This is a genomic window from Bacteroides fragilis NCTC 9343 (assembly GCF_000025985.1).
Classification (GTDB): Bacteria; Bacteroidota; Bacteroidia; order Bacteroidales; family Bacteroidaceae; genus Bacteroides; species Bacteroides fragilis.
Genome location: NC_003228.3, coordinates 803,156 through 816,068, shown reverse-complemented (window position 1 = coordinate 816,068; position 12,913 = coordinate 803,156). Strand labels below are relative to the sequence as shown.

Annotated in this window: 7 protein-coding genes and 1 tRNA gene; 3 read left to right on the top strand and 5 right to left on the bottom strand. The window is 45.3% G+C overall.

Going from position 1 to position 12,913, the window contains the following annotated elements; genetic code table 11:
• The first annotated feature begins 59 nt into the window (after nucleotides 1–59).
• Together BF9343_RS03120 and BF9343_RS03115 are read left to right on the top strand one after the other, a co-directional pair.
• Nucleotides 60–134: transfer RNA gene (locus tag BF9343_RS03120), tRNA-Pro, on the top strand.
• Nucleotides 135–483: 349 nt separating this feature from the next.
• A complete protein-coding gene (locus BF9343_RS03115) occupies nucleotides 484–1,572 on the top strand; it encodes an acyltransferase (protein WP_008658534.1) in 1,089 nt (362 codons plus the stop codon).
• 235 nt (nucleotides 1,573–1,807) lie between these two features.
• Here BF9343_RS03115 and BF9343_RS03110 read toward each other — a convergent pair whose 3' ends face one another.
• From BF9343_RS03110 to BF9343_RS03100, 3 genes are all read right to left on the bottom strand, one after another.
• A complete protein-coding gene (locus BF9343_RS03110; protein ID WP_008658523.1) occupies nucleotides 1,808–3,769 on the bottom strand; it encodes a family 20 glycosylhydrolase in 1,962 nt (653 codons plus the stop codon).
• Between the two features lie 277 nt (nucleotides 3,770–4,046).
• A complete protein-coding gene (locus BF9343_RS03105) occupies nucleotides 4,047–5,216 on the bottom strand; it encodes a sensor histidine kinase (protein ID WP_010992135.1) in 1,170 nt (389 codons plus the stop codon).
• A gap of 12 nt (nucleotides 5,217–5,228) precedes the next feature.
• On the bottom strand, nucleotides 5,229–6,104 hold the full coding sequence (locus BF9343_RS03100; RefSeq protein ID WP_010992134.1) for a helix-turn-helix domain-containing protein: 876 nt from the start codon (nucleotides 6,102–6,104) through the stop codon (nucleotides 5,229–5,231).
• Between the two features lie 284 nt (nucleotides 6,105–6,388).
• Here BF9343_RS03100 and aroA point away from each other — a divergent pair, with 284 nt between their 5' ends.
• Nucleotides 6,389–7,621 (top strand): 3-phosphoshikimate 1-carboxyvinyltransferase, encoded by a 1,233-nt coding sequence (aroA, locus tag BF9343_RS03095; RefSeq protein WP_010992133.1) that lies wholly within the window; start codon nucleotides 6,389–6,391, stop codon nucleotides 7,619–7,621.
• A 145-nt stretch (nucleotides 7,622–7,766) separates the two neighbouring features.
• Here aroA and BF9343_RS03090 read toward each other — a convergent pair whose 3' ends face one another.
• On the bottom strand, nucleotides 7,767–11,420 hold the full coding sequence (locus tag BF9343_RS03090; protein WP_041926168.1) for a glycoside hydrolase family 2 TIM barrel-domain containing protein: 3,654 nt from the start codon (nucleotides 11,418–11,420) through the stop codon (nucleotides 7,767–7,769).
• A gap of 18 nt (nucleotides 11,421–11,438) precedes the next feature.
• A complete protein-coding gene (locus BF9343_RS03085; RefSeq protein ID WP_005784787.1) occupies nucleotides 11,439–12,890 on the bottom strand; it encodes an alpha-L-fucosidase in 1,452 nt (483 codons plus the stop codon).
• Nucleotides 12,891–12,913: the final 23 nt, after the last annotated feature.

The following is a 12,913-nucleotide window of genomic DNA, read 5'->3' as shown; positions in this document are numbered from 1 at the left end:
ATAATCCATCCGAATATTTTGCTTATTCAAAATAAAATTCTACTTTTGCATCCGCAATTCGGGGTGTAGCTCAGCCCGGTTAGAGTACGCGTCTGGGGGGCGTGTGGTCGCTGGTTCGAATCCAGTCACCCCGACTAACCACAAAGCATTGATAATTGTAAGATTATCGATGCTTTTTTCTTTTAGAGCACTTAAGAACTATCATACGGTGCAGACGTAGGTGCTCCCCCAAACAGGATATTTAACCGGGATTTATGTTTTATCAAACAGTACCGGATATCGGATATTAAAAAAAATGTTGAATATTCAATGCAGTTGCACGGATTCTTTCCGTTTGTTGCTCAGTATCTCAAGTTTTTTTCTATCTTTGCGTCAAATAAAGCAGCGCCCTGAAAATCAATGAAATATTTCTATTATGAATAATGCTGCACATAAAAAAGACAACACAAAGAACATCTTATTAATAAAAAACTCAAACAGAAAATGAAACGCATTGTTTTTTTAGATTATGTACGCGTATTTGCGTGCTTTCTCGTTATGATTGTACACTCCAGTGAAAACTTTTACGGTGCCGCCGGATCCACGGACATGGCCGGACCGCAATCTTATTTGGCCAGTGAAGCAGACCGCTTATGGGTAGCTGTATACGATGGCTTTTCACGCATGGCAGTACCATTATTCATGATTGTCTCCGCCTTTCTCCTTGCTCCGATGAAAGAAGAACAAACTACATGGCAATTTTATCGCCAGCGATTCCTTCGTATCATACCACCATTTTTTATATTCATGATACTATACAGCACCTTACCAATGTTGTGGGGACAGATAAACGGAGAGACATCATTAACGGATCTATCACGAATTTTCTTGAACTTCCCGACACTTGCAGGACATCTATGGTTTATGTATCCTCTAATCAGTCTTTATCTATTCATACCTATAATATCTCCATGGCTGAGAAAAGCTTCGGCAAAAGAAGAACGCTTCTTCATAGGGTTGTTTCTGTTATCAACATGCATCCCATATCTCAACCGTTGGTGTGGTGAAGTATGGGGACAATGTTTCTGGAACGAATATCACATGCTATGGTACTTCTCAGGCTATCTAGGTTACCTCGTGCTGGCACATTATATACATACTCACCTTACGTGGAGTCGTTCAAAACGTTTCATCATAGGAACCATTTTAATGGTTATCGGAGCCGTATTAACCATCTATTCATTCTATAGCCAGGCTATACCCGGTGAGACTCTTTCCACTCCCGTAATAGAAATAGGATGGGCCTTCTGTACAATCAACTGTGTACTGCTCACAGCGGGTACATTCCTCATGTTTACGTGTATCAATAGCTCAAAAGCTCCACGAATCATAACAGAAATGTCAAAGCTCAGCTACGGTATGTATCTAATGCATATCTTCTGGCTAGGATTATGGGCAACAGTATTTAAGTATACCCTGGCACTGCCTACTGTTGCCGCTATACCATGCATTGCAATCAGTACATTTATCTGTTGCTTCATAACTTCAAAACTCATTTCATTCATACCGGGCAGCAAATGGATCATAGGATGAACATTTGAGTATGGCTACTTCCATAAAATCGGATACGCCCCATATGTAATAGTCCCATGTAGACGATTTATATTCAGACATGTACAAATCTGAACCTGACAGAATTCTCTTTAAATAGATAAATAGCAATTGAGCCCCTGATCGGAATATACCGGCCAGGGGCTCAACTTTAAATATAAAAGAAAGGAGAGTTAAGCACGCGGCTTAACTCCCTCTATCTTATTGAGTTACTATCTTATTTCTTATAAACCTTCAGATTTGTAATCTTACTATCAAACTTTCCGGCTTTCTCTAGCGGGAAGACTAAAGTGCGAACATAATTCATAGAATCTTTCCCGGCATTATAGTAAAGTTTTTGAGTATTCATTTCCTCTACTACCTGTCCATTGATAAGTAGACGGGTCGACTTATTGTCACCACTAATACCGATGGTTGCTTTCTCACCTTTGTGGATACGGTGACTAAATGTATTCAAATAACCGTCACGGGCAAAACCCAACATGCCACGGATCGGATCGGAAAGATAAAATACGGCATCCGGAGAACGGAACAGTTCCGTACCCTTTGCTTCATTGGCTCCGTCAATATCAAATGTTACCAGATAATCGTAACCGATTTCACGGTGAGGAGTCTCGCTATTGGGAGCAACGGAAGCCTGTTCATACACCAATCCCGGTGTAGTACCGATACGGCCGAGTTGATTAACACCCGGAGCCTCACTGATGGCATTGCGTTGTTTATCAAAGTCAGCATACGGAACAGATACATCTTTTCCGGTCCACATCTTCACAGCCAAAGTCTGCAAAGCCGGATAAACGCGGTGATGAATATCTTTTGTCGAGATGCCATTGCCTACATGATCGTTCCATACGGCAAACATACCACCGAGGATAGACGGATCTTTCTCCGGGAAAACAGCCTTTCCAATCTGTACAGGAGTCCAATTTTCGTACAAATACTTCGTGTTCAGATAATCATAATAGTATCCGGCAGCCGGAACAATGTATACCAGCCCGTCAGGAATACTAATCAATTTATAGCCTTGCTCTATCATGTCTTTCGGGTTGGCATAGCCATTGTACCAAGCACTCATGATCACATTCTCCGATTTCACCGGTGTATCACCTTTGGCATGCGTCAGTGCTCCCCATACACAAGCCTGTTTGCCAAAGCTCTCTACATAGCGGATATAATGGTCGGTGAAAGCACGGAACTTCTCTACTACATCTTTTTTCTTATTTGAGTATTCGTCAGTACCGATATGCACTTTCTTTCCACGGAATACAGGTTCGTCCCCTTCCAGATACTCCTTAAATAGTCCATCCATAAACTTATACGTTTCAGGATTAAACAGATCGAGATGGTCCATGCCGTACTCTTTACTGCCGATCTCCGGTTTATAATGTGTAAAGGCAAGAGTATGCGCCGGAGCATCAATCTCGGGAATGATTTCTACGTAAAGGTTCTCAGCCAACTTTTGTAAATCGATAAATTCACGCTTGGTGTAATAGCCGTCTTCGGCAGCCAAGCCCGGATAAGTATCCGACTCCAAACGGAAGGCTGCATAAGTTTTCGACCAATCGTGCCCGAAGAACTGTTTAAAGCCATTATCATTCAAGTGAATCTGCAAAGTATTCATCTTGTAATAAGCCATAATCTTCACATAATCCTGAAGGAAAGAAAGAGGAATAAACTTTCGACCGCAATCTATCATAAAGCCACGCATAGCGTAGTCCGGAAAGTCACGCAAAGTACCTTTCGGGAACTGATGATTTTCGCTCTGTTCCGCAATCTGAAGCAGCGTACGGGTTCCCCAATATACCCCTATGCTTTCGGGAGCAGTCAGCAAGATACGATCGGTAACTTTCACCGTATAGCCTTCTTTGCCCAACTTCTTATCTGCACGAATGGCAAGAATAACATCACCGGCTCCGCCTTTACCTTGTACTACCTCCGGTTTGTGACCGAACATCGTTTCACAATCATCGGCCAGCATACGGGCAATGCGCAATAGTTCCGGCTGATTGGCAGGACAGACTATTTTTGTTGTTTCAGTCGGTACAAATGCCCCTTCGGCACCTTTCCACTCTTTCAGTTCGGGAATCACAAAAGGTTTGGGATTAACAACTGCACTAACGCCGGGACAAACCAGACATAGTGCCACAAGAATCATAAAGAATCGGTTAACAAATTTCATATCGTGTCGTTATAAAAGGGTTAATTCAACCGGACATCCGATTGTGGTACCAAAAGTAGTGTAAATCTACCGATTCTCCAACATTCTGTCTAAAATAAAAGAATGTTGGCACCCCGACAGACAAAAAGATCTATCTGTCGAAGTGCCAACGTGGGATCATTGTTTCCGCTGAAACGGTGACCTCATCACAAACAAAACAAACATCAAGCTGATGGGAATCATCAACTTGCTACAGAAGTCCTTCTCAGGGAACCTCACGGTCACTCATCCGTAGATTTTAAATATGATTGTCGGATAAATTGGGGATAGTAAACCAGAAAGTCGATCCTTCTCCAACTTCCGATTCCACTCCAATCGTTCCGTGCATACGCTCAATAATAATTTTACAAAGGGACAATCCCAATCCAAGCCCTTGGGTAAAGCTATCAAGTTTCACAAATCGTTCAAATATCACTTCCTTTTTATCGTTAGGAATACCACATCCGGTATCCGTCACATAAAACCTAATTTGACCATTCTCTTTCTCTTGATACCCCCAATGAACGGTCCCCTTTGTTGTAAATTTAATAGCATTATCCAATAAGTGCTCCAATATCTGTATCAGCCTGTCCCGATCTGTATAGATGTGAGCATTCGACTGCTCCCGATCCCAAGCCAAAACCAGGTTGTTCGTTTCTGCTTTGGGAACATACGTCAATTCCATCTCTTTCATCAATGAATCGAGGACTACATCCGAACCGACTATGTCCATAACGCCCGACTCAATATTGGAGAGATCGATAACATCGTTCATCAATCGCAAAAGATGCTCCGTATTACTCTGTATCAATCCGATATACTCCTGCTGCTCTTTTTCGTCATCTATGATAGAGAGCAAAGATGCAAAACCTACAATCGCATTCAACGGTGTACGTATCTCATGGTTCATATTAGCAATCAATGCCGATTTCAACCGATTGGCTTCTTCTGCTTTCTCTTTAGCTGCGGTCAGTTCTTCTTCCATAACCTTTCGCCTGGTAATGGACATCAGCGATCCCTCTACAGTCAACAGTCTGCCATTTTCATCAACTTTCCCGGGAATGGCATGCATTTCCAACCACTCCAATACGAATCCCTCTCTCTTTTTAGCCCAGAAACGAAGTTCGACCACCACTTTCTTCATTTTGCCTTTCAGTATCCCCCGACAAGCTTCAATCACCCGAAGGCGGTCTTCCTTATAGATGCCTTGATAAACACGCGCTATAGAAACCGGAAACGAATCATTATGAAAAATCTCCCATCCTGCAGGATCGTCCGACGGACGGGCATCAAACCATACCATATGCTCTGCCAATTCCCACTTCCATGGAAAAACTTCCGCGACCCCAAGCGTCATTAACAACTTGCGGTTCACTTCATTCAGCATCTGCTGAGTCCGCAACAGTTCGGTTTGTTTTTCTTGTTTCATTTAAGCCACTATTTATCGATGCATACGATATTCTGTAAGCGTCATTCCTGTGTGCTTTCTAAAAAAACGCCCCAGCGACGACTGGTTCGCAAAGTTCGTTTTAATAGATATCTCCTGTATATTCATGGTAGAGTTCTTCAACATGGCTTTGATCTCCAATATGGCATACTCTACAATCCAATCTTTTGCTGTCTTTCCGCTCGCCTCTTTTATCACCATTGACAGATACTTGGAAGTGATGCATAACTTATCGGCATAGAAAGCGACATCCTTGTGTTCCCGGTAATGCTGCATAATTAAACAGAAAAAATCATGCGCCAGCTTACTCTTACCCATATCCGATCCCCCTTTCATCAAATGAGACTTGCTGTAATATTCGTTATAGATATCCAGATAAAAGATTCTCAGTAACAACAATACAGACTCCCTCCTGAAAAAATGGGTAGGGTCTTTTGCCCGCTGTGAGAGTGATCCATAAAAAAGTTTGAACCGCTCAATCTCTTCTCCTGTCAATTCATACCAATAATGGCTTCTCATGTAAACAAAGAAAAGAGGAGAAAAACGACTGAACCCACTCAACGTATCATCAAAAAGCGCACGCGACAGCACAACTATATTACAAAGAAAATCAGGACTTAGTTCGGTTATCGAAACCAACTGCCCCGGCAGAATAACCGCCAGTTCATTCTTAGCAAGAATATGAATATTATCAAAGATACAGATCTTGGCAGTACCTCTCAAACACAAAATGATCATCCCAACTTCGGTGTAGGACGGAACAGACGTCACACGAATGTGCTTCATGTTCTCACAAACCATAAGTTCATCCCCCAATAAAGTCGTAGTATAACCATCCGTTATCAATTTCTCACTATCCCTGTTTGGCATCAGAATCCTTTCTTTGTTGATACAAAAGTAAAATAACTACATTAACCCCGTAACTACACAAGTCTTTTGGTATCATATTACAGAAATATGGAGCTACTTCTTGACATTTTTTTATAAACAAAATGTCCTTAGGACCTTAAACAACCTATTTTTTAGCTGTTTGTTCGCTTCGTTAATGTATATTGGATTCCGTTCATATCTTTAATATTTTAGGAAGAGGATAGAGGCAAAAAAGAATAGATTTCCTATTTTTGCAACCGAATATAACTATAGAAATAAAGACCATGCGTTATCTACTCTCAGCGCCTTCGCAGATAAAGGCCACTATCCAGCTTCCGGCGTCCAAAAGTATCAGCAATCGTGCCCTTATCATCCATGCTCTGTCAAAAGGAGACGATGTGCCTTCGAACTTGTCCGACTGCGATGATACGCAGGTGATGATAAAAGCTCTGACCGAAGGCAATGAAGTGATTGATATTCTTGCGGCCGGAACGGCCATGCGCTTTCTGACGGCTTATCTGAGCAGTACTCCGGGTATCCATACCATCACCGGAACGGAACGGATGCAGCAACGACCCATACAGATATTAGTAAACGCCTTGCGCGAACTGGGAGCCCATATAGAATATGTTCGGAATGAGGGTTTTCCACCCTTACGGATTGAGGGTAGAGAGCTCACGGGCAGCGAAATCACCCTAAAGGGCAATGTGAGTTCACAATACATATCAGCCCTGTTGATGATCGGTCCGGTACTGAAAAACGGTTTGCAACTCCGGTTGACCGGAGAAATCGTTTCACGACCTTACATCAACCTGACTTTGCAATTGATGAAAGATTTCGGCGCCTCGGCTTCGTGGACATCCGACCAGAATATCCAGGTTGATCCACAACCTTACCACTGCCTTCCGTTTACCGTCGAAAGCGACTGGAGTGCAGCTTCTTACTGGTATCAGATAGCTGCCCTGTCTCCCCAAGCAGATATAGAACTGACCGGACTGTTCCGCCACAGTTATCAGGGCGACAGCCGCGGAGCAGAAGTATTTGCCCGCCTGGGAGTGGCAACCGAATATACGGAAACAGGTATACGACTGAAGAAGAATGGCACATGTGTCGAACGGCTGGATGAAGATTTTGTTGATATTCCCGACCTGGCACAGACCTTTGTTGTGACTTGTGCACTGCTCAATGTGCCTTTCCGCTTCACCGGGCTGCAAAGCCTCAAAATAAAAGAGACAGACCGGATCGAAGCCCTTAAAACAGAGATGAAAAAGCTCGGGTATATATTGCATGACAAAAACGACAGTATCCTTTCTTGGGACGGTGAACGCGTGGAACAACAGACATGTCCCGTTATCAAGACTTACGAGGATCATCGCATGGCTATGGCTTTTGCTCCGGCAGCAATTCATTATCCGACAATACAAATAGACGAACCTCAAGTAGTCTCCAAATCATACCCCGGATATTGGGACGATTTGCGCAAAGCCGGTTTCGGCATCAAGGTCGGAGAGGAATAAGATAGACAAGACCTTTGCGAGACACACTTCGAAAGATATTGCGCCCTGCTCTCTCAAAGTTCCGACTTTGAGGAGCAGGGCGCAAAACTTCAAACAGATTCAACATCCGGAACAACCATAGGTCTCCTTGTCCGGATAACAATCCTTATCTCAATGGTTCCATTCGGAAAGAATAACTATAAACCGTATCCTTCCGGATTTCATAATGGGGACGCGGTCCCGGTCCGCAACTGGCATTGCCCAATCCACGCTGAATGCAATCTAAATTGAGAACAACCTCCGCACGGCGGATATCAGACAAATCATGTCCATATTTTACCTGCCATAAATCTTTATCTGTATAATGTTGGGCACTGAAATCCAACGTATCCGTTGCGGTGATCCTGAGTCCTTTCCCTTGTCCGTCTGTCAACGCCAGCCAGTGTGTATCTGTGCGTTCGCCCATTGTTTGCGCCCGCGCATAATGCTCGGCCATATCCATAACAGTCGTTTTGTAGCATCCCATGTAGGCTGCGTTCTTCCGGTCACGATAGTTCTCCATCGGACCGCGGCCATACCATTCGACTTGTTCCAGTGAAGGATTGAGGAACATTTGCAAGCCCAGACGAGGTAGATCGAAATTACTTTCTGTCGTAAAGTCGGCTGCCACATCGACCCTGCCGTTACTGTAAACCCGGTATCTGACTGTATACGGTATATTGACTTGCCCAACTTTGACCTCTATCTGAGACTGAACAGACGCCGACTTTCCATCTTCCGCCAGTTTCCAGTCAAAACCACGCAATACAACCACAGGCTGAATCCATTCGCGAGGATCATTACTGATGGAACGATACCAGTTCAACGCCGGTCCTTGCTGACCGTGTATCATGTTTTGTCCGTCATATCGGAGACCGATCATCATGCCTGTCTTTGAATCAAATGAAATCTCGGTACCCGGAGCACGGAAACGGATGTACTGACGTTCTTCTACCACCTGCAGGGAAGCAGAGAGTTCCGGAACCTCCGTTTTCTGTTTTCTCTCTCTTAGTAAGAACTGCTCCGTTGCCACTACATGTCCGGCTTTAGCCCAGACGCAGTCATGCTTCAACTTCACTTCCAAGTTGATGTGGTAATCGGCATCTTCCGTCAAGTGACGGAGATAAGGGATATGGATCGTACGGTGTTCACCCGGCTTGCCGTCAGGCAGCCCGAACTCCTCTTCCGCAACAGGCACCCCGTCTTTGAGGATGACATAACGCAGGTTGAAATGACGCATATTCAGGAATGAATAATGATTGCGTAACCCCACATTGTTCTCTCCCACTTCTTCAAAAGTCATATATTGGTATACCTTTTTCACTTCCCATAACTTAGGAGTAACTCTACGGTCGGGTGTCACCAGTCCGTTACAACAAAAATCATTGTCGTTGGGACGATCACCGAAGCTGCCCCCGAAATAATAACGGTCCGGCGCTTCTCCGGGTTTATTGATGCCTTGATCCACCCAGTCCCAGATACAACCTCCGATCATGCGTTTAGACTGATTGGCAATATAGTCCCAATATTCTTCCAGGTTACCGACAGCATTTCCCATGGCATGTGCATACTCACATAGAAAGAAAGGTTTATTGCGCGGCTCGTTGTCCTGAGCTATCATACTTTCGATAGATGGATACATCCGTGAGTCCATATCGGCAACATCATTCATTCCTTCATAATGGATGAACCGTGCGTCAATCTCTCTGGCAGCCTGATAAGCGGCCTCGAAATTGGGTCCTCCGCCCGATTCATTCCCCATCGACCAGAAGATTACGGAAGGATGGTTCTTGTCCCGTTCCACCATACGTACCACCCGGTCGACAAAGGCTTCTTTCCAACTTTCCCGCTTGGTCAGCATCATGTTGCCATGACATTCCAGATCGGCTTCGTCCATTACGTAAAGTCCATAGTAGTCAAACAGAGCATACATCTTCGGATCATTCGGATAATGACTGGTACGAATGGTGTTCAGGTTGAAACGCTTAAAGAGAAGAATATCCTCTATCATGCTTTCTACAGGTACCGCTTTACCGAAACGGGGATGAATATCGTGACGATTGGCACCCTTGAACAACACCAATGCATCATTGATATACACTTTATTGTCACGTATTTCAATTTTGCGGAAACCATATTGCTGGGTAGTTGCCTCGAGCACCTTGCCGGAAGCATCCAGCAATTCCAGATTCACAGTATATAGATAAGGTGTTTCGGCGCTCCAGAGTTGGGGATCACGAATACTTGCTTTTGCAGGCAGACAGATCTCTTTTCCGGCAGCCAGGTTACCGACCGCAGTTGTAAACGTACGCAAAGTTTTGCCACCGGCATCCAGCAGAGCTATGCGCACGGAGGCATTCACAGCAGACTTGCCATAGTTCTTCACGTCTGCTTTGACACATAAGTCGGCCTTGTCGAAACGGTCACTGATGACAGAAGTAAGATGCACGTCGCGCAGGCGAAGTTTCGGAGTCGCTACCAGATAGACATCCCGGTGGATACCGCTCAGGCGGAACATATCCTGGTCTTCCAGATAGCTGCCGTCACTCCAGCGATACACTTCGACTGCCAATATGTTTTTACCCGGCTTCACATACTGTGTGATGTTGAACTCGGCATCGTTGTTGGCACCCTGGCTATACCCGACTTTCTTACCATTGATCCACAGATACATAGCGCTGTACACTCCGTCGAAGTGGATAAACACTTCTTTATTCTTCCAGTCGGCCGGCAGAGAGAATTCCCTCCGATAGGAACCTACCGCATTAGGCTCTTTCTCTACCGTATATCCTCTCTGTCCCTGTATAAAGGGCGGATTGTTGCGTATCGGATAGGTGATATTGGTATAGATGGGGGTTCCGTATCCCAGCATCTCCCAATTGGAAGGAACCGGAATCTCTTTCCAGGCAGACACGTCATAGCCCGGTTTATAGAAATCCACCGGACGTTCGGAAGGTTGCTTCACCCAATGAAACTTCCAGTCACCATTCAGCAACAGATAACGGGAAGACTGATTGCGTATCCAAGGACGGGTGTACGAAGGATCGCTCTTCATCTCTTCCGTATCGGCAAAGGGGACAAACGTAGAACGCCCCTCTTCTTTGTTAACGGCAAATATCCGTTCATTCTCCCAGTCATTATCACTCCGGGTTTTAAAAGCCTCAGCCACCACTTTCAGATTCGATTTCACGATTTTCCATTGCTGGCTTATTTTCTGCGCATCCGGTTTGAGCTGGTAAACCGGCTCGGCCACAAGACCGGCATCCGGGAAGCCCAGGTTATAACCACTCGCTACACAGGTGAACAAATAATTCCCATTGGGCAAAGCCGTGATACGCCATTGCTGATTGGGATTTTCTTTATTAGGGTCCCATTGGATGACCGGACACTCCTTGCTTCCATTGCCGCTATTGTCAATTCCCAGTTCGGTGAGCGGACTGACAATGGAGTAGCAGCCGTCACCACAAGGAATCAGATTCCAGACCTGCGACTCTTTATGGGGTTCCTTTTTAGAAATAAATATCTTACCACCTAAATCCAGACTCTCCTGATTGTCCAGGACAAGTCCGTTCTGGGTATGGATCTCGTAGCTTTGCTTCGGATCGAACTCCTGGGCACGAACCATTCCTACTACCGACCACAGAGCAACGCTTACCAGAAACAGATGTTTAAAATTTAGCATACTATTGATATTAAGAAAAGGCAGGGAAGAAAACCAAGGGCTGTATCCGCCAACAAAACCTATGTCTGCCTGTGTGATACAGCCCAAACCTATATTCAACCCAACTACCTATTGTTTTTACTGAAATAAAGCCGATTGTTTGTACACTCCGAATGTATGGATAGCAGGACAGGCAAATCCGTCGAGGATACGAAGACGTACCTGTTTGGCTTTTACCGGTTCGAAACGTACGATCCATTTATACCCCACCGTCTGCTTATCGGTTGCTTCCGGTATCGGGGTCCAGTTACGGCCATCATTAGAGTATTCCACACTCCACTTCGTCGTGCGGTGTCCCAATTCGATCACTTCCTGAATCATCAGGCAGTCGAACTCTGTCTGCCGGGGAAGAGTGAAAACGATGTCCGAGGTTTTGGCTCCGTCTCGGCCGGCAAAATAAGTTTCCTTATTGTTGTCTGTCAGGAACTCCGGACGGAATTTACCTCCGCGTCCGTTCGTTGCTTTCACCTTGGCCTTAGCCAACAGATTGTTTCCGAAGGTTTCATCCAATCCCTGCTTCAACAAGGCAGCATGAAGTGAATCGGTAGGATGAATCAGTCCGCGACGATCAGGCGGGAAGTTGAGCAGCAACACACTGTTGTGACCGACAGAAGTGCAATAAATATCCCAAAGTTCCTTTACGCTTTTCACGCGGCTGTCTTCCTCAGCATGATAAAACCAACTGGGACGGATCGATACATCGGTTTCGGCAGGGATATATGCATCACCGCCTTTTACTCCTTCGTTCAGCCCTTCATAGTTCTTCCATTCATCTCTGACGCATACAGAGTCGGTAGTCGACCAACAAGGATCACCGGCTTTGCCGGACTCATTTCCCATCCAACGCACATCGGCAAAAGGATACGAGTTCTTGGTCCCGAAAATGACACAGTCCGGTTGCTTCTCTCGCACAATCTTATACCAATGAGTATAGACGGGAGTAGTCAGTTCGTCTGCTCCGGCACCGTCCCACCAAGTTTCCCAGACTTTTCCATAGTCACCCATCAATTCTTCCAACTGGTGACCATAATACTGCTTGTACTTCTCCGTAGTATAAAGGGGAGAAAGATGCTCGTGCCGGTCGTGCGGACCCAGATAGATGCCCGCCTTAATGCCATACTCCTCGCAAGCATCCACAAACTCGCGCACAACGTCTCCCTTTCCATTCTTCCAGGCAGAGTTCTTCACTCCATAATCCGTATATTTACTGGGCCAAAGGCAAAACCCATCGGCATGTTTGGCTGTAATGATGGCACTGGGGATACCGGCCGACTGAAGGGTACGCATCCACTGTCCGCAATCGAGGGCCGTAGGATTGAATATAGCTGCCGGAGCACGTCCGTCCCCTTCGTTTACATACTCCTCAAAGGTATTGATACCGAAGTGAAAGAAAGCGATCATCTCCCGGTTATACCACTCTACCTGTCTCGCACTGGGAGTCAGCCCGTAGGGTTCGGGGGCCTTTTGCCCCCATACAGGTACCGCTACAGCAGCGATTCCCGCCGCTAAAAAGAAATTTCTTAGATTCATGTGTTCGTCTATTTTACAGTTTT